General features: G+C 62.2%; 18 protein-coding genes. 13 read left to right on the top strand and 5 right to left on the bottom strand.

Features of this window, described 5'->3' with window-relative positions:
* Positions 1-27 precede the first annotated feature (27 nt).
* Complete coding sequence (locus AC6CDK_RS08935) at positions 28-399, bottom strand: response regulator (protein WP_039647101.1); 372 nt, start codon at positions 397-399, stop codon at positions 28-30.
* On the bottom strand, positions 377-2,020 hold the full coding sequence (locus AC6CDK_RS08930; protein ID WP_039647099.1) for a GAF domain-containing sensor histidine kinase: 1,644 nt from the start codon (positions 2,018-2,020) through the stop codon (positions 377-379). Before AC6CDK_RS08930 ends, AC6CDK_RS08935 begins: the two co-directional genes overlap by 23 nt.
* A 201-nt stretch (positions 2,021-2,221) precedes the next feature.
* On the opposite strand from AC6CDK_RS08930, the gene AC6CDK_RS08925 reads away from it, so the two are divergent.
* Entirely contained in the window at positions 2,222-3,169 is a 948-nt protein-coding gene (locus AC6CDK_RS08925; RefSeq protein WP_066358117.1) for a YbgA family protein, read from the top strand.
* Between the two features lie 28 nt (positions 3,170-3,197).
* Here AC6CDK_RS08925 and pcnB read toward each other — a convergent pair whose 3' ends face one another.
* Positions 3,198-4,565: a polynucleotide adenylyltransferase PcnB gene (gene pcnB, locus AC6CDK_RS08920; RefSeq protein WP_192905686.1), complete on the bottom strand. Its 1,368-nt coding sequence runs from the start codon at positions 4,563-4,565 to the stop codon at positions 3,198-3,200.
* Positions 4,566-4,660: 95 nt separating this feature from the next.
* Here pcnB and AC6CDK_RS08915 point away from each other — a divergent pair, with 95 nt between their 5' ends.
* The 6 genes from AC6CDK_RS08915 to AC6CDK_RS08890 all read left to right on the top strand — a co-directional run bounded on the left by AC6CDK_RS08915 (position 4,661) and on the right by AC6CDK_RS08890 (position 9,712).
* Positions 4,661-5,017, top strand: a complete 357-nt coding sequence (locus AC6CDK_RS08915; RefSeq protein ID WP_039648409.1) for a nitrous oxide-stimulated promoter family protein — start codon at positions 4,661-4,663, stop codon at positions 5,015-5,017.
* Between the two features lie 43 nt (positions 5,018-5,060).
* Positions 5,061-5,804 (top strand): ATP-binding protein, encoded by a 744-nt coding sequence (locus tag AC6CDK_RS08910; protein ID WP_039647095.1) that lies wholly within the window; start codon positions 5,061-5,063, stop codon positions 5,802-5,804.
* Positions 5,805-5,911: 107 nt separating this feature from the next.
* Positions 5,912-6,517 carry a peroxiredoxin gene (locus AC6CDK_RS08905; protein WP_039647093.1) on the top strand — a complete coding sequence of 202 codons (606 nt, stop codon included), beginning with the start codon at positions 5,912-5,914 and terminating at the stop codon, positions 6,515-6,517.
* A gap of 73 nt (positions 6,518-6,590) precedes the next feature.
* Positions 6,591-8,828, top strand: a complete 2,238-nt coding sequence (locus AC6CDK_RS08900; protein WP_192905685.1) for a DNA polymerase domain-containing protein — start codon at positions 6,591-6,593, stop codon at positions 8,826-8,828.
* Positions 8,829-8,927: 99 nt separating this feature from the next.
* A complete protein-coding gene (locus AC6CDK_RS08895; protein WP_066358111.1) occupies positions 8,928-9,344 on the top strand; it encodes an exosortase system-associated protein, TIGR04073 family in 417 nt (138 codons plus the stop codon).
* The gene (locus AC6CDK_RS08890; RefSeq protein WP_039647087.1) at positions 9,341-9,712 is read left to right on the top strand and encodes an exosortase system-associated protein, TIGR04073 family; all 372 of its coding nucleotides are present in this window, start codon (positions 9,341-9,343) and stop codon (positions 9,710-9,712) included. Before AC6CDK_RS08895 ends, AC6CDK_RS08890 begins: the two co-directional genes overlap by 4 nt.
* Positions 9,713-9,799: 87 nt before the next feature.
* Here the strand turns inward: AC6CDK_RS08890 and AC6CDK_RS08885 are convergent, their stop codons facing one another.
* Positions 9,800-10,030: a hypothetical protein gene (locus AC6CDK_RS08885; protein ID WP_039647086.1), complete on the bottom strand. Its 231-nt coding sequence runs from the start codon at positions 10,028-10,030 to the stop codon at positions 9,800-9,802.
* Positions 10,031-10,315: 285 nt separating this feature from the next.
* Between AC6CDK_RS08885 and AC6CDK_RS08880 the strand changes: the two genes are divergently transcribed.
* From AC6CDK_RS08880 to rpmA, 5 genes are all read left to right on the top strand, one after another.
* A complete protein-coding gene (locus AC6CDK_RS08880) occupies positions 10,316-12,811 on the top strand; it encodes a TIGR03960 family B12-binding radical SAM protein (RefSeq protein ID WP_192905684.1) in 2,496 nt (831 codons plus the stop codon).
* A gap of 28 nt (positions 12,812-12,839) precedes the next feature.
* Positions 12,840-14,342: a ribonuclease G gene (gene rng, locus AC6CDK_RS08875; RefSeq protein ID WP_039647082.1), complete on the top strand. Its 1,503-nt coding sequence runs from the start codon at positions 12,840-12,842 to the stop codon at positions 14,340-14,342.
* Positions 14,343-14,365: 23 nt separating this feature from the next.
* Positions 14,366-14,665 carry a Rieske (2Fe-2S) protein gene (locus tag AC6CDK_RS08870; protein WP_039647080.1) on the top strand — a complete coding sequence of 100 codons (300 nt, stop codon included), beginning with the start codon at positions 14,366-14,368 and terminating at the stop codon, positions 14,663-14,665.
* 103 nt (positions 14,666-14,768) lie between these two features.
* Positions 14,769-15,077, top strand: coding sequence for a 50S ribosomal protein L21 (gene rplU, locus AC6CDK_RS08865; protein WP_010943851.1), 309 nt, complete (start codon positions 14,769-14,771; stop codon positions 15,075-15,077).
* 80 nt (positions 15,078-15,157) lie between these two features.
* A complete protein-coding gene (gene rpmA / locus AC6CDK_RS08860; RefSeq protein ID WP_010943850.1) occupies positions 15,158-15,415 on the top strand; it encodes a 50S ribosomal protein L27 in 258 nt (85 codons plus the stop codon).
* Between the two features lie 471 nt (positions 15,416-15,886).
* On the opposite strand, the gene AC6CDK_RS08855 is transcribed toward rpmA, so the two are convergent.
* Positions 15,887-16,030 carry a hypothetical protein gene (locus AC6CDK_RS08855; protein ID WP_458250644.1) on the bottom strand — a complete coding sequence of 48 codons (144 nt, stop codon included), beginning with the start codon at positions 16,028-16,030 and terminating at the stop codon, positions 15,887-15,889.
* A gap of 284 nt (positions 16,031-16,314) precedes the next feature.
* On the opposite strand from AC6CDK_RS08855, the gene AC6CDK_RS08850 reads away from it, so the two are divergent.
* Positions 16,315-16,818, top strand: a 504-nt coding sequence (locus tag AC6CDK_RS08850) for an Obg family GTPase (protein WP_496639804.1), incomplete at its 3' end; no start/stop codon positions are given.

Genomic DNA, 16,818 nt, shown 5'->3' with positions numbered 1-16,818 from the left:
GGGAATTGAATGGCAGAAGTGCGAGAGTTATTCCTTGCCCGGCTTCCTCTTGGCCAGGACCCGCTTGACCTCTTCCTTCAGCTCGGTCAGGTCGCTGGATTTGACCACATAGCCGTCGGCGAGCCAGGCGGAGAAATCGTCCTTGAAGAAAGAGAACGCGGTGCAGAGGACCACCGGCAGGTTGTGCCGCTCCTTGACCACCTTCTGGAGCAGGTCGAGCCCGCTCTCGTTCTTCAGCTTGATGTCCAGCACGATCAGGTCGAACTCGTGTTCCCTGATCTTGTCCACCGCTTCGGCTGTCGTGGCGGCGGTCACCACTTCATGCCCCTCTTCGGCCAGCTCCTGGGAATAGAGCAGCCGGATGCTGCTTTCGTCGTCAACCACCAACAGTCGTGCCATGGGGTTCCTCCTCCCTGTTTACGGGTAGTTTGAGCAGATAGCGAGCCCCTCCCTCGGGAGGGGTTTCAATGATGAGGATGTTGCCGTGTTTCTCCATGATAGTTTTGCAGACTTCCGGGCCAAGACCTCCTCCCAGCTCCCGGGGCGGGGCAAAGGAAGAAGATGCGTCCATCCCGCTCGCAGAGGCGGGCCGGCCCGTGTCCCGCACCTCGACCACGATCCACTCGCCTTCCAGCCTGGTTTCGATGACTATCTCGCCACCGTCGGGCATCCGGTCCATGCCGGAGGTCAGGATTGAGCGGAGGCAGAAGGAAACCTGCTTGTAATCGATGCGGGCGGCCGGCAGCTCGGCATCCAGGCGGAGCCGGCAGGCAATCCGGCGTTCCTGGAGGCGGCTGTCCAGCTCCCGGCATCCGGTGCTTACCAGCTGGTTCACGTCCCATGAATCGAGGGTGGGGTAGAGGGAATCCGAGTAGCTGAGCACCTCGTCCAGCACCTCGTCCAACTGCCGGGCCTCGCGGACGATGGATTCCAGGTACTGGCGCCGTGGATCTCCCTCGTCGGTTCCCTTGAGGAGCGTGCGGGCGAAACCGCCGATGATCATGAGGGGATTGCGGATGGAGTGGGCGATGCTCGACGTGATCTTGCCCACGAGTGCCATCCGTTCCATCCGGACTATGAGCTCCTGCTGCTCCTTGAGCTTGACGTTGGCTGCCGTCACCTTGAGCAGTTCCTCCTGGAGCCGCTCGTACAGGGAAGCCCGCTCGATGGCAAAGGCAACGGGGAAGGCAAAGGTTTCGAGGGACTGGACATCCTGGGGGGTAATCGGCTTATTGGTCACGCAGTTGTCGGAAATGATCACCCCGATCCGCCGGTTGCGCGAAACCAGCGGCGTGATGAGGAAGGTGTCGACCCCCAGGGTCTGGGTCAGGGAATAGTCGCAGCCGGGGTTGTGGAAGGCGTTCTCCACCAGGAGCGGTTTCTTCTCCCGCAGTGCACGGACCAGGATGTGATCGTGTTCAGCCAGGGGAACGGTCAGATTCTCCAGGATGTCGTGAAACTTCTGTTTCTCGCTGGTGAATTTGGTCTGGTAGAAGTTCTTCGCCATCTCCTTGAGGGTGAAGTCGTCGCGGCTGATCTCCTCCCAGATGGACCACGCCTCGCCGTAGTTCCGTGGCCCGACCCCCAGGTAGCCCCGCAGGTGCTTGCGCTCCTTGTCGGTCAGCAGCAGGAAGGCCCGATTCATGCCGAACCCCTTGCCGGCGGTGATGGCGGTCATGACCACCGACAGCACTTCATCCAGATCCACCGAGGTCTGGAGCACGAGGCTGATTTCGTGCAGGAACTTGATTTCCCGGTCCTTGCTGTCCAGGAAACCGACCATGGACTGGAGCCGGCTCCGCTGTTCCTGGAGCTCCGCCACCACAAGGGGGAGCACTGCCGCCAGGGGGTGGCCCGATTCGCGCAGTGTCTTCAGGTCGTCGGCGAACAGGGGGCAATCCACGCACTTTTCGATTACCCTGCGCTGCAGGGACGAGAAGAGGATCTCTTCGCCCTCGCCGATGTTCGGGCAATCGGTCGGCTCGATAACGCTTTTGTTCCAGCAGCACTTCCACTCCACTCGGGTATCTCCCTGACTTGATTTTATCGGGGGAAGCGGCACAATTATACCAGTCGGGTCTGTATTTTCAAGGAGAATGACCGAATGGTCACGGCAGTTTATTAATGAATCATCCCTTGGTTCTCCGTTCGTTTACCCACCACATGTCTCTTCGGCATTGCGGAGTATTTCATTAATTATTTGTTAATCTGTGAGGGATTTATGACCATACCCATCAAGATCGGGGTCAGCTCCTGCCTGCTCGGAGCGAAGGTCCGCTATGACGGAGGCCACAAGCATGACCGCTACATCACCGACACCCTGGGCAGATTCTTCGAATTCGTCCCCGTATGCCCCGAGGTGGAGTGCGGCATGCCGATCCCGCGCGAGGCCATGAGGCTGGAGGCGGATGGGGGAGTGGTTCGGCTCGTCACCACCGTGACCAGGGTGGACAAGACGGAACAGATGCTCGATTTCTGCCGCACAAAGGTGGTTGAGCTGGAGAAAGAAGACCTGTGCGGCTTCATCTTCAAGAAGAATTCCCCCAGTTCCGGCCTGTTCAAGGTAACGCTCTATCGCCGGGGGATGCCGGCCAAGGCAGGGCGGGGCCTCTTCGCTGACGCTGTCACGAAGCATTTCCCCCTGCTGCCCGTGGAAGAGGAGGGGCGGCTCCACGATATGGACCTGCGGGAAAACTTCGTTGAGCGGGTCTTCGCCTTTCGCCGGTGGAAGGATCTGCTGGGGGGAGGGAAGTCTCTGGGGCGTCTCGTGGCGTTCCATTCCGACCACAAGCTCCTGGTCATGGCCCATAGCCCGGAAATCTACCGGGAGATGGGAGCTCTCGTGGCCCACGGCAGGGAGCTGGGATGCGACGATCTGTTCGCTTGCTATCAGGAGCTTTTCATGAAGGCGCTGTCGTTCCATGCCACGGTGCGCAAGAACACCAACGTGCTCCAGCACATCGCCGGCTATTTCAAAAAACATCTGACGCGGGAGGAAAAGTCCGAACTCCAGGAGATCATCGGGGAGTACCACCGGCGCCTGGTGCCCCTCATCGTGCCGGTGACGCTGCTGAGGCACTACGTGAAAAAATACGGTCAGGAGTATCTGTTGAAGCAGGTCTACCTCAGTCCCGCTCCCCTGGAACTGATGCTGCGCAATCATGTGTAGACGGCTGCCGACTGAGGCTCTTGCAAAACTACGGCGGTGCCGCCTTCCTGGAGCTGTGCCGCCGGCGACGCCGGCGCGGTTTCTTTGTCTCGCCTCCCGTTGCGGACGGTTCCACGGGAGGCATGACGCTGTCGCGGGCGTAGCGCTCCCACCACGCGAGCACCGTCCCGTCTTCGCCGTTCACGGTGCAGCGGCAGCGGAGGTAGGCCATGGCCTCGGCAAAGCTGGCCCGGGCCAGGACCGCCTGGGGGCGCTTGCCGGGAATCCTGCGCAGCCGCTGCTGGAGGGCGAGGATCTCCCGCACGGCAAGCCCGATCCGGTGCGGCACTGCCACCAGCGGCGCCTGCTCCCCCAGAAAGGCCGCCACTGCGGCACTCACCGCGTCCAGGGGGGAAGCCCCCTGGCCCATGAAGCGTTCGGACCGTTCTTCCAGGTACCCGCCAAAGAGGAGCGCGAGGAGGAGCGGCGGCGATACCGGCTCGCCGCTGCCCACCTGTGAGTCCACCCATTCAAGGGCGCTGCCGGTCCGGGCATGGGGGAACCCGTCGGTTTCCTCGCCGAGCCACGCGTCGAAGCCGGGGAAGAGGTGCCTGAAGAGGCCGGTCTGCCGCAAGAGCTGGTAGGCCCGCTCACCTTCCCCGGACAGGAAGAGCTTGAGCATCTCCTCGTAGAGCCGGGGCGCCGTGGCCCGGGTGATTGCCGGTGCCAGATCGAGCATCGCCTGCCAGGTCTCCTCCTCCACGGTGAACCCGAGCAGGGCGGCGAACCGGACCGCCCGGAGCATCCGGACCGGGTCCTCGGTGAAGCGGACCCGCGGGTCGCCGATGGTGCGGATCATTCCCCGCTTCAGATCTTCCATTCCTCCCGCATAGTCGATGATCGAGAAGTCGGCGATGCTGTAGGCCAGGGCATTGACGGTGAAGTCCCGGCGCAGGGCATCCTCGCCCGGGGTGCCGAAGACGTTGTCCCGCAGGACCATTCCCTCGTCGCTCACCAGGTGTCGGGGCGGACGGGGGCGTTCCGCTTCGTCTCCACCGCGTTGCGCAGTCTCTTCGGTAATCGGCTCCCCTTCGCCTTCTTCGGGGGGGGACAACGCGCGAAAGGTGGCCACCTCGATGATCTCGTCGGTAAAGTGGATGTGGGCGAGCCTGAAGCGGCGCCCCACCAGCCGGCAGTTGCGGAATATGCGCTTGACCCGGTTGGGCGTGGCGTCGGTTGCCACATCGAAATCCTTGGGCTCGCGCCCCAGCAGCAGATCCCGGACGCACCCCCCCACCAGGTAGGCGATGTAGCCGTTGTCCCGGAGACGGTAGAGGACCCGGAGGGCGTTGGGGCTGACGAGGGAGCGGGAGATGGGGTGGTTGGCGCGGGGAATGATGACCGGTTCGATGCTCATGGGGGATTCATAACACAGAATTCTTTGAAAAGCAAAAATGCGCCTTTTGACCTGCGTCATGACAGAAAGGCCCCCTTTGGGCTATGATGACAGCCATGGAAACGTTCACCCCCGGTCAGCAGAAGGATCTCAAGGTCCTCATCGATTTTGTCAGGGTCTACTGCCACGCCAGCCACGATCCTGCCGCGCGGGAGCCCTTCGCGGTTCCGCCTGAGCTTGAGGGGCGTTACCGCAAAGGGGTCAGTCTCTGCCCGGCCTGCGCCGCGCTTCTTTCCCACGGCATTGCCAAACGGCGAAAATGCCCGCTGGACCCCAAACCGTCGTGCAAGCATTGCCGCATCCACTGCTACAGCACGGAATACCGGACAAAAATCCGCGAAGTGATGGCCTTTTCTGGGCGGCGGATGATCATGCGGGGCCGGCTCGATTACCTTTGGCACTATTTCTTTTGAGTGCGGCCATATTAGATAACGACAAGACGAAAGGGTGAGAACGATGATCAGAAAGATCGTGGAGATTGACCAGGAAAAGTGCAACGGCTGCGGTATCTGCGTTCCGGCCTGTGCCGAGGGCGCCATCAGGATAGAAAACGGCAAGGCGGTGCTGGCTGCCGATAATCTGTGTGACGGCCTCGGCGCCTGCCTGGGCGAGTGTCCCCTGGATGCCATCCGGATCATCGAGCGGGACGCGGACGAGTTCGACGAGGCGGCGGTGGAGGCGCACCTCGGCCAGGCAGGGCATGAATCCCGTCACGCCGGTCACCAGCCCGTTCCCCTGGCCGTTTCCGGTCACGGCGGCTGTCCCGGATCACGGGCCATGGTCATTGACCGCCCGGCAGCGGAGAGCGGCCGGGATGTCCCGCGCCAGGAAAGCCGGCTCCGCCAGTGGCCCGTCCAACTGCACCTGGTGCCGACCTCCGCGCCGTACTTCCGGAACGCGGACCTGCTCATCGCCGCCGACTGCGTTCCCTTTGCCTATGCCGACTTCCACCGGGAATTCCTGGACGGCCGCGCCGTGGTGGTGGGCTGCCCCAAGCTGGATGACAATCGCTTCTATACAGAGAAGCTTACTGAACTGATCCGCGCCAATGACCTCACGAGCATCACCGTGGTCCGTATGGAAGTGCCCTGTTGCGGGGGTATCGTCATGGCGGTCCGCCAGGCCCTGGCCGCATCGGGCAAGGATATTCCCCTGCGCGAGGTGACCGTGGGCATCAATGGTGAGTTGAAGGAGGTGTAGCGGACAAAGAGGATTGTTTTTATCTTTTTTGATTGACAAGCCCCGGTGTGGCTGGTATGAGTTTTCCTTGTCTGCAACATCATTTCAAAGAAAGGAGAAACGATACCATGTGCATGTGTACGCTTGTTACCAAGGAGGCCCCCGACTTCACCGCCGATGCGGTTATGCCCGACAACACCTTCGGCACCGTCAAGCTGTCGAGCTACCGCGGAAAATATGTGGTTCTCTTTTTCTATCCCCTTGATTTCACCTTTGTCTGCCCGTCCGAGATCCTTGCCTTCAATAAGAAGCTGGATCAGTTCAAGGCCAAGAACTGCGAGGTGATCGGGGTTTCCGTCGATTCCAAGTTCACCCACATGGCGTGGAAGAACACGCCGGTAGAGAACGGCGGTATCGGCGACATCCAGTATCCGCTGGTGGCCGACCTCAAGAAGGAGATCGCCACCCAGTACGGCGTTCTCTTCGAGGCGGCCGGGGTTGCCCTGCGCGGCCTGTTCCTCATCGACACCAAGGGAGTTGTCCGTCACGCCGTGATCAACGACCTGCCCCTCGGCCGCAGCGTTGACGAGGCCCTCCGCATGGTCGATGCGCTCCAGTTCGTGGAAACCCACGGTGACCAGGTCTGTCCGGCCAACTGGAAGGAAGGGGACGAGGCCATGAAGCCGACCGCCTCCGGCGTGGCCGAGTACCTGGCAAAGCACGCCGCGGAATAACCTCCGGTGCAATGCATCCGAATGAACGGCACGGTCCCGCACCGTGCCGTTCGTTTTTGGGGAGGCCCATGACATGAACGACCTGGACCGGACCGATAACCGTCTCCTCTTCGGTGCCGACGACACCGAAGGGATCGTGGCCGCGGAACTGGCCGGGCGGTTCGTCCGCCTCTTCATCCGGACTCCCCGCGGGGTAGTGGTGAGGGACGATCCCTTCCATCCGTTCATTCTCCTGACGGACCCATCGCTCTTGGATGGATTCCGGGAGGAGGTGACCGTTCACCCGCTTTCCGGACCGGGTGAGCTCCGGTTCATGGCCCTGTTCCGCGAGTGGCACGGCTGCGCCGCGGCCCGTGATTTTCTGGCCCGCCATACCGGCCAGAATCCGTCGGCGCCCGGAGCCCCCTACCTCTACCTGCCGGACCCGGTTCACCAGCACTTTCTGCTCACGGGCAAGACCTTTTTCAAGGGGTTCGAGTTCGGGCACCTGCGGCGGCTCGCCCTGGACATCGAAACCTCCTGCGGCGAGGGGTTCGAATTTTCCAATCCTGACCGGGAAGGGGACCGGATACTCTCCATTGCTCTCATGGAGGAGGGCGGGTTCGAAGCGTTCCTGTCGGCGGCGGAGATGGACGAGCGGGAGATGCTCGAACGGCTGGGCGGGATCATCCGGGAACGCGATCCGGATGTGATCGAGGGCCACAATATCTTCCGCTTCGACCTGGAGTACATCCGGGCACGGGCCGCCCGCCACGGGGTAAAGCTCGCCTGGGGGCGGGACGGGAGCATTCCCCGGGTTCACCCCTCGCGCTTCTCCGTGGCTGAACGGCTCATCGACTACCCGCGCTGGGACGTCTACGGCCGGACGGTCATCGATACCTATTTTCTCGTCCAGATCCACGACGTGTCGAGCAGGGACCTGGAAAGCTACGGCCTCAAGCAGGCGGCCATCCACTTCGGTCTGGCCGCGCCCGACCGGGTCTACCTGGACCGGCAGGCCATGGACGAGGCATTCCGCACCGACCCGGAACGCATGAAGCGCTACAACCTGGACGACACCCGTGAAACCCTTGCCCTGTCCCGGCTCCTCTCCTACCCCTGGTTCCTCCAGGCGTGCATTTTTCCCTACACCTACCAGACATCCGTGATTCGGGGAAACGCAACCAAGATCAACGCCCTCTTCCTGCGCGAGTACCTGCACCGGCGCGAGGCGGTGCCGCTGCCGGCTGGCGGCGACGGTGCAGGCCTTGAAGGGGGGTATGTGGAGCTCCGTGAGACCGGTATTCTCGGTCCCATTGTCCACTGCGACGTAGCCTCCCTCTATCCGTCGCTCATGCTTGCCCGGCAGATCGCTCCGGTCCGGGAACATCTCGGCCTGTTCCTCCCCCTTCTGGAGGAACTGCGCCGGTTCCGGCTGACAGCCAAGGCGCGCGCCCGGGAAGAGTCAGATCCCCATCGGCGCGACTACTACGCGGCGCTCCAGCAAACCTTCAAGGTTCTCATCAACTCCTTTTACGGCTACCTGGGCGCGCCCCTTCACCACTTTGCCGATCTGGCTGCCGCCGCCGAGGTGACCCGGGCGGGCCGGCAACTCATCGGGGCCATGCTTGACTGGCTGCGGGACAGGGGCGCCCGCCCGGTGGAGGTGGACACGGACGGCGTCTACTTTATTCCGCCCCCCGGCGTAAGCGGCGAAGAGGCCGAGGCCGCCCTTGTCCGCGCCCTTTCCGCTACGCTCCCGGCCGGCATCGAGGTCGAGCTGGCCGGCCGCTACCGGGCCATGTTTTCCTACAAGGCCAAAAACTACGCCCTGCTCGGCCATGACGGCCGGATCACCGTGAGGGGGAGCGCCCTTCGCTCGCGGGGGATCGAGCGCTACCTGCGCGAGTTCATGGGGGAGATGATCCGCCTTCTGCTGACGGACGAGGCCCAGAAGGTTCCGGGCCTGTACGAGGAGTACGTCCGTCGTATCCGCGAGCATCGGTTTCCCGTAGAATGGCTCGCCCGCACCGAGACCCTCGGCGAGTCGCCGGCCACGTACCAGCAGAAGGTCCGCGCCGGGAAACGCAATCCCTCCGCGGCCTTCGAGATAGCGCTCCGCGCCGACCGGCCGTATCGGGCAGGCGATCAGATCAGCTATTACGTCACGGGGCGGGGCAAGGGGGTGACCGTCTATGGGCAGAGCGCACCGGTCTTCCGGCACGACCCGGCCCGACCCGACGAGAACGTGGACTATTACGTCGACAAGCTGGCCCAGCTCATGAAGAAATTTGCCCCCTTTCTCCCCCGGGAACGGACCCTGTTCGACTGACGGTTTCCCCGCCATTCGCGGCCTGTTGCCGCTTGCCACCTCGGCCCAAGTGTGTTACAAGGGACAGCAGGTTCCAACCATGCAGCAAAAGGAGAAAACATGCGCGCTTTCGCACTGTTGCTCGCCCTTGCCCTGGTGTTGTCCGTTGCCGCCCCGGTTCTGGCCCAGGACGGACCCAAGCCCGAGTTCGTTGTGGAGAAAATGGCCTACAAATTCGTCCGGGGCGTCACCAACGTGGCCACGGCCATTGTGGAGCTTCCCAAACAGTCATATCTGAGTGTGAGGGATCGCGGCGCCGTTGGCTACGTGGTCGGTCCGCTCAAGGGGGTCGGCATGACCGTCTACCGGGGATTCATGGGGGCGGCGGAGGCCATTTTCTTCCCGGTTCCCCAGCCTGGCTACTATGATCCGATGGTCGAGCCCGAGTATGTCTGGATGGGGTGGGATGAGGCGAGGGACGACAGGCTCCGGTCGGCGGCGGGCAACCCGGACGTCTCCGGCGGGGAGGGCAAATGAGGGCAGTTATTGCCTCCGTGGCACTGGTTGCAGTGTTGATTGCCGGGCAATGGGCGCCTGTATGTGCCGGCGGGGTGCGCTCCGTGGACAACGCCTCGGCTCAGGAGGTGGTCGACGGCATGGCCGGTAAATTCGGCCGCGGAGTTGCCAATGTTGCCACGGGGTGGGCTGAGTTTCCCAAGCAGATTTACGTCACCTGGTCCGAAGACGGAGCCGGCAGGGGGCTGCTGATCGGTCCCCTCAAGGGGGTCGGGATGACCCTGGTGCGGACTCTGGCCGGGGTCGGCGAAGTGGCGACCTTCTTTCTTGCCTGGCCCGGCTTCTATGACGCGTACCTTGATCCTCCCTACGTATGGCAGAAGGAGTAGGGCGGATTTTCCTCGTCCGACTTCGGGACACGAAAAAAGCCGCACCCCGTGGGGATGCGGCTTTTTTCGTGAATCGGGAAGAGGAGATTACTTCTTCTCGGCAGCCGGAGCAGCGGCTTCTTCCTTCTTCTCTTCTTTTTTCGCCTTCTTGGCTTTCTTGGCCTTCTTGACCGGCTTCTTCTCTTCTTTCTTCATTTCGGCGGCCGGAGCGGCGGGAGCAGCCGGAGCAGCTTCTTTCTTCGCTTCGGTGGCGAAGACGGTACCGGCGAAGGCAACGGCAACAAGAGCGGCTACGAGGGTGGACAGAACTTTTTTCATTACGAGTACCTCCAAAAAATTGGGTGATGTATCTATTCCATAGAGCATGGAGCGTGCCATTTGGTGTTGGTTTGTAAAATATCCTTATACGTCAGTGTGTTAGCTGGAAGAGGGCCGGTGCCGGTCCGTGTTTTTCGTGCCGGGGCGACCGCAAATGCTCATGACGATACCGCAAATGAGGCGGTTGGGGCCTGGGGCATTTCGCTTGTCACGACATCTGGTTGTGTACTACAGTAATTCCTTTACAAATCGGCGGACTTATCCGCAATTCCGGAGATAATCAGAGTGTCCGACAACAGGTTACTTGCCGTCGAGAAGCCGGCACGCTACATGGGGGGAGAGGTGGGCACACGCTGTGCCGCAACGCCGGAACTCCGCTTCGTTCTTGCCTTTCCCGACGTTTACGAGGTCGGCATGAGCCACCTGGGGCTTCAGATCCTCTATGGCGTGCTCAATGGCCTCGACGGTGTTGCCGCCGAGCGGGCCTATGCCCCCTGGCCAGACCGGGAGGCCCAACTGCGGGCAGAAGGGGGTTCGCTGGCCACCCTGGAGAGCGGCACCTCCCTGGATCGTGCCGATATCGTCGGGTTCACTCTTCAGTACGAGCTCTCGTACACCAATATCCTCAACATGCTTGACCTGGCCGGCATCCCCCTGCTTGCGTCAGAGCGGGACGAGCGCCATCCGCTCATTATCGGCGGCGGACCGTGCGCCTGCAACCCGGAGCCGCTGGCGGACTTTTTCGACGCCTTTCTCCTGGGTGACGGAGAAGAGGCGGTCATCGAAATAGCGGAGGCATTCCGGGCATGGAAGCGTACCGGCGGAGCACGGGCAGCGCTGCTGGAGCGGTTGGCGGGCATCGCCGGCGTGTATGTCCCCTCCTTTTTCGCCGTGGGGTATGGGGACGGCGGCAGGATCGCCGCCGTGGAACCGCTGCGCCCCGGCTATGGCTCCGTGAAGCGCCGCTTTCTGGCTGACCTGGAGTCGGCCGCCTATCCCACTGCCCCGGTGGTCCCCTTTCTGAAGACGATTCACGATCGAGTGAGCGTCGAGATCGGCCGGGGATGCACCCGCGGGTGCCGGTTCTGTCAGGCCGGCTACCTGTACCGGCCGGTGAGGGAACGTTCCCCGGAGAAGATTCTGTCGCTGGTGGAGGAGACCCTTCGTACCACCGGTTACGACGAGATATCGCTGTTGTCCCTCTCCACCGGCGACTACGGCTGCCTCACGCCGCTGCTGACCGAGCTCATGGCCCGCTACGCCTCGGAGCGGATCGCCGTGTCGCTCCCGTCGATGCGGGTGGGAAGCCTCAACGATGAGCTGGTGGAGGCCATCCGCACCGTTCGCAAGACCGGTTTCACCCTGGCGCCCGAAGCGGGGAGCGAGCGGCTGCGCCAGGTCATCAACAAGGGAATCTCCGAGGAGGATCTGCTGCGCAATGCCTTTGAGGCCTACTCCCACGGGTGGCGCCTGATCAAGCTCTACTTCATGATCGGCCTGCCGGGCGAGACGGAGGAAGATCTGCACGGCATCGTGGAGCTGGCCCGCAAGGTGAAGATGGAGGGGCGGCGGACCGGCAACGGGGGCGAGGTGAACGTGTCGGTCTCAACCTTCGTTCCCAAGGCACACACCCCCTTTCAGTGGGAGCCCCAGATCACGGTCGGCGAGATCCTGGAAAAGCAGGGCCTTCTGCGCCGTGAGCTCAGGGCGCGCAAGCTGGTCTTCAAGTGGCACGATGCGCCTCTTTCCTTCATGGAAGGGGTCTTCGCCCGGGGCGACCGGCGGCTCGGGGCCGTGCTCCGCAGGGCGTGGGAGCTGGGCTGCCGCTTCGACGGCTGGGGCGACCGGTTCGACGAGGCCGCGTGGCTGACTGCCTTCGAGGAAATCGGTATCGATCCGGAGTTCTATCATCGCCGCCGGGACCCGGATGAGGTTCTGCCCTGGGATCACCTGGATTTCGGCGTTACCAGGGCGTTTCTTCTCCGCGAATTGGAGCTGTCGCGGCAGGGGGCGGCCACGGAGGACTGCCGTACCGGCCGCTGCACCGGCTGTGGTGTCTGTGATTTCGACGGGGTGCGGATGCGCACCACCGATGGCGGCTGGCAGGGCACGACCACCCGGCGGGAGAAGGATGAGGCGGAAGATGTCGAAGGGAAGGTGACGCTGCGGCTCCGTTACACCAAGACCGGGCCCATGCGGTTTCTGAGTCACCTGGAGATGATCGGTCTCTTTACCCGGGCGGTGGGACGGTCGCGAATCCCGATCCGCTTCTCCCGCGGGTTCCATCCCCACCCCAAATTCTCGTTTGCCACTGCCCTTTCGGTCGGTGTAGAATCGTGGGCCGAATATCTCGACATGGAGCTTTCCCCCGACGCCGACCCGACGGACATCGGCACGCGCCTCAACGGGGCCCTCCCCGAGGGGGTACGGATCATCGAGGCATCCGTGATCCCTCCGGGCAGTCCTTCCCTCTCTGTTATAATGGACAAGGTGCGCTACCGGGTTACGCTTCCTCCGGGGGCGGTCGCCGGGCTGCCTGAACTGGCTGCGGCGTTCCTGGCCCGGGAGAGTGCGCCGATGCGCCGCGAAAAGAAGGGGCGGGTCCAGGAGTACGACCTGCGCCGGGAACTGGCCGAACTCACCGTGGAGGGGGACACCCTGGAGATGGTGACTGGGCGGGGCAAGCCGCTGGAGTTCGTTTCGGCCATCACCGGGCTTGCGCCGGAGGCCCTGGCTGAGGCCAGGATCGAGAAGCTCCAGGTGCTTTTCAAGGAATCGTGATTCAATTCTCCATACAGGATACCCATCAATGGCCAATGAACTGGTGATCAACACCTCGTCCCACGAAACCCGCATCGCTCTCATCGAGAACGGCACCATTGCCGAGCTCTACATCGAGCGGAGCCGCGAAAAGGGGATCGTCGGCAACATTTACAAGGGAAGGGTCGTGCGCGTCCTGCCCGGCATGCAGGCGGCCTTCGTCGACATCGGCCTGGAGAAGGCGGCCTTTCTCTACGTGGCCGACGTCTTCGACGCCATGGAAGAGTTCGAGACCTTCATGGAGGTGAACGGCGAGGAGAGCGACAGCGAACGGCAGGTCCTCCACCCCCTCCACCCCATTGAGGAGCTCCTCCAGGAAGGGCAGGAGATTCTGGTGCAGGTGTCCAAGGAGCCCATCGGCACCAAGGGGGCACGCATCACCTCGCATGTGTCGCTGCCGGGCCGCCACCTGGTCTACATGCCGACGGTGGACCACGTGGGAGTGTCCCGGCGGATCGAGGACGAGTCGGAGCGCGAGCGGCTCAAGGAGATCGTGGGCCGGGCAAAGCCGGCCGGGGGAGGATTCATCGTCCGGACCGCCGCCGAAGGGAAGACCGAGGACGATCTGGTTGCGGACATGAACTACCTGACGAAGCTCTGGGAAGAGGTCGTCAGGCGCAACGAGAAGGCCCACGCCCCCTGCCCCATCCACGCCGATCTGGATGTGACCCAGAAGGTCATCCGTGACATCCTTACCGAAAGCGTTTCCCGCATCGTGGTCGATTCCCGGCACGAGCACGACAAGATCGTCCAGTTCATCTCCACGTTCATGCCCAAAATGAAGTACTCCATGGAGCTCTACGACGACGAGGAGCCCATCTTCGACCACTTCGGGCTGGAGGTGGAGATCAGCCGGGCACTGGGGCGCAAGGTGTGGCTCAAGAGCGGCGGGTACATCATCATCGAGCAGACCGAGGCCCTCACCGCCATTGATGTCAACACCGGCCGGTTCGTGGGCAAGCACAACCTGGAGGACACCATCCTCAAGACCAACCTGGAGGCGGTGAAGGAGATCGCCTACCAGCTCAGGCTGCGCAATATCGGCGGGATCATCATCATCGACTTCATTGACATGGAGAAAGAGGTCAACCGCGAGAAGGTCTTCACGGCGCTTGAGGAGGCCATGAAGACCGACAAGTCCAAGACCAACATCCTGAAGATCTCGGATCTGGGCCTGGTGGAGATGACCCGCAAGCGGGTGCGGGAGTCCATCGGCCGGATGATGTGCGAGCCCTGCCCCTACTGCGAGGGGAGAGGGTATGTGAAGTCCAAGACCACGATCTGCCACGAGATATTCCGCGAGTTGCGCCGGGAGATGCTCGATATTCGCGGCAGCAAGGCAATGCTCACCGTGCATCCCCAGGTGGCCGATCTCCTCTACGACGAGGAGCGGCGGGGGTTGGAGGAGCTGGAGAAGAAGTTCAAAAAGCGGATTACAGTCCGGGCCAAGCCCGGTTTTCATCAGGAGCAGTTCGAGATCGCCATCAGCTGACGGCAGGTTCAAGGGGGACGCGCATGGTATTCGTTGCCAAGGTTTCCGAAATCCCCGATTTCGGGAAGAAAGTTGTCACCGTCAATGGACAGGATATCCTCCTCGTGAAGGCCAAGGGCCAGGTCTATGCCTGCGAGACCGAGTGCCCCCACCAGGGCGCTCCCCTTTCCGGGGCGCTGGTGAAAGATGCGGAGCACCTCTCCTGCCAGCGCCACGGGTATCGCTTCAATCTGAAAACCGGCGCCTGCAGGGAGTTCCCCGAGTATTCCCTCAAGATTTATCCGTCCCAGGTCGTGGGCGAGGATGTCATGGTGGAAATCTGACCGTGGCGGGAAATCGGGCGAGGAAAAAAGTCCTTGACTCATTGATGGAATTTGGATATTTTTCTATGCTCTTTCAAAAATTGTATAAAGGTGGTGAAGGTACATGTACGCGGTAATCAGAACCGGAGGGAAGCAATACAAAGTTTCCGAAGGCGACTTTCTGAAAGTCGAAAAGCTTGAGGGAGCGGTGGGTGACACCGTCGAGCTCAAGGACGTCCTCATGGTTGGCGGCGAAACGGTAGCGATCGGAACACCGTTAGTGCCCAGCGCCTCTGTCGTCGGCAGGATCGTCGATCAGGGCAAGGACAAGAAGATCCTGGTCTTCAAGTCGAAGCGGCGCAAAAATTTCCGTAAAATGTACGGGCATCGTCAGCCCCGAACCGTTCTCAAAATCGAGAAGATCAACGCGTAGCAGCGTGACGCGTGACGAAGCGGTCCGACCACCTGTCGGGCTGTGCCCGTCACCCGGTCCACGCGGGAGGTCAGAGCACCATGGCACACAAGAAAGGCGTCGGCTCCACACGGAACGGACGCGATTCGGAATCAAAACGACTCGGCTGCAAGAAGTTCGGCGGCGAAACCGTCAAGGCGGGCAATATCATCTACCGTCAGCGCGGCACCCAGATCCATCCCGGCACCAATGTCGGTTGCGGCAAGGACTACACTCTCTTCGCACTGATCGACGGCGTGGTGAAGTTCGAGCGGCTGGGGCGCGACCGGAAGAAGGTTTCCGTCTATCCCGCCAACTGATTCAGGCTGGAGAAAAAACCGGCAATAAAAGCCCGGGGCTTGCGCTCCGGGCTTTTTGTTTATACCTGCCCCCCCCCTTGCTACATCCCTGCCACGCATTCCCGTTGAGCCCCTTGCAACAAGTGCAATTCCATCCCTCAGGGGCAGGCATCGGTTTCAGCGCTCGCCACGTAATTCCAAAAAAAACCCGGGAAGGGGATCCCCGGGCGTATTGCATTGCAGGCACACTGTTCACATCAGGTTAGGGAAACAGCACGGTATGTTCTCGTCCTGCGCGCCAGGAGAGGTAGGCCTTGGCGGCGAAGGGCTTCTTCGTCGGCTAACCCCGGAACTTGTGGGGGCAGGACGACGTTTGCGTCGGAGGTGGTGTAGATGGTAGGGTTGCCGTCACTCCGGACGATCTTGATCTTGTTTTGTTGTAGGTCACGCCGGTGATGGTGAGCGGGATGATGGCGTAGCCGGCGGAGGCTGTTACGGGGGATGCCGGCGGTGGCCACTGCGATCCGCGGCCGGAGCGGTGACCTTGACCTTGATCTGGCCGATTTTCTCTCCATTGGTGCTGAGGTTCTTCGCCCGCAACGTCCGGGTGCAGGTGCCGAGGCGCTGAAGGCGCACGTTACGGACTGCCCGGAAAGTGTACCATTGGAATCTCTGAAGGTCCACCGTGAGTTGTCTCGCCTGTCAGAGCATGCTCACCCCCCGCCCCATGCATCTGGCGGTGGAGGATTGCCCCAGCGCTTTTTGGCTTGCCTGCCACATCGAGTAATAGCCGCACATCACCCGGGGAGCCACTGCCCCGTTTCTTTCCCCCGGCAGTGGGTGCTGCCGATTTTTTTTGCCCGACATCTGACGAATTCTGCTATAGTCTCTGTTTCATTTCACGCATTTCACGGGAAGCCATGCAGTTTATCGATGAGGTAAAAATACACGTTCAGTCGGGCCATGGCGGCGCCGGCTGCGTCTCCTTCCGCCGGGAAAAGTTCATTCCCTTCGGCGGCCCCAACGGCGGCGACGGCGGTCGGGGCGGCGACGTCATCTTCCGGGTCGACCCGAACCTGTCCACCCTGCTGGATCTGCGCTACCGGCCTCACCTGAAGGCCGGCTCGGGCAAAAACGGCATGGGCAAGGACCGCCATGGCGCTGGCGGTGAGGACCTGGTCATTCCTGTTCCGCCGGGTACCATCATCAAGGATGCGGAGACCGGCGAGATCCTGGCCGACCTGGTGGCGGCCGGCGAGGAAATCGTCCTGCTCAAGGGGGGCCGGGGCGGCCAGGGGAACGCACGGTTCGCCACGTCCACCAACCGGGCGCCGAAGTTTGCCCAGCCGGGCGAGCCCGAGGAAGAGCGCTGGCTGCGGCTGGAGCTGAAACTCCTGGCCGATGTGGGACTCCTGGGGTTCCCC

It is taken from the genome of Geobacter sp. PheSNFMC, assembly GCF_059620965.1.
Note: the sequence above shows the minus strand (reverse complement) of the source record. Positions and strands in the feature narration are given on the sequence as shown.

Excerpts from the sequence above, each read along its gene's own strand:
- AC6CDK_RS08935 (WP_039647101.1), bottom strand. The coding sequence starts at position 399 with ATGGCACGACTGTTGGTGGTTGACGACGAAAGCAGCATCCGGCTGCTC.
- AC6CDK_RS08925 (WP_066358117.1), top strand. The coding sequence starts at position 2,222 with ATGACCATACCCATCAAGATCGGGGTCAGCTCCTGCCTGCTCGGAGCG.
- pcnB (WP_192905686.1), bottom strand. The coding sequence starts at position 4,565 with ATGAGCATCGAACCGGTCATCATTCCCCGCGCCAACCACCCCATCTCC.
- AC6CDK_RS08915 (WP_039648409.1), top strand. The coding sequence starts at position 4,661 with ATGGAAACGTTCACCCCCGGTCAGCAGAAGGATCTCAAGGTCCTCATC.
- AC6CDK_RS08910 (WP_039647095.1), top strand. The coding sequence starts at position 5,061 with ATGATCAGAAAGATCGTGGAGATTGACCAGGAAAAGTGCAACGGCTGC.
- AC6CDK_RS08905 (WP_039647093.1), top strand. The coding sequence starts at position 5,912 with ATGTGCATGTGTACGCTTGTTACCAAGGAGGCCCCCGACTTCACCGCC.
- AC6CDK_RS08900 (WP_192905685.1), top strand. The coding sequence starts at position 6,591 with ATGAACGACCTGGACCGGACCGATAACCGTCTCCTCTTCGGTGCCGAC.
- AC6CDK_RS08895 (WP_066358111.1), top strand. The coding sequence starts at position 8,928 with ATGCGCGCTTTCGCACTGTTGCTCGCCCTTGCCCTGGTGTTGTCCGTT.
- AC6CDK_RS08890 (WP_039647087.1), top strand. The coding sequence starts at position 9,341 with ATGAGGGCAGTTATTGCCTCCGTGGCACTGGTTGCAGTGTTGATTGCC.
- AC6CDK_RS08885 (WP_039647086.1), bottom strand. The coding sequence starts at position 10,030 with ATGAAAAAAGTTCTGTCCACCCTCGTAGCCGCTCTTGTTGCCGTTGCC.
- rng (WP_039647082.1), top strand. The coding sequence starts at position 12,840 with ATGGCCAATGAACTGGTGATCAACACCTCGTCCCACGAAACCCGCATC.
- AC6CDK_RS08870 (WP_039647080.1), top strand. The coding sequence starts at position 14,366 with ATGGTATTCGTTGCCAAGGTTTCCGAAATCCCCGATTTCGGGAAGAAA.
- rplU (WP_010943851.1), top strand. The coding sequence starts at position 14,769 with ATGTACGCGGTAATCAGAACCGGAGGGAAGCAATACAAAGTTTCCGAA.
- rpmA (WP_010943850.1), top strand. The coding sequence starts at position 15,158 with ATGGCACACAAGAAAGGCGTCGGCTCCACACGGAACGGACGCGATTCG.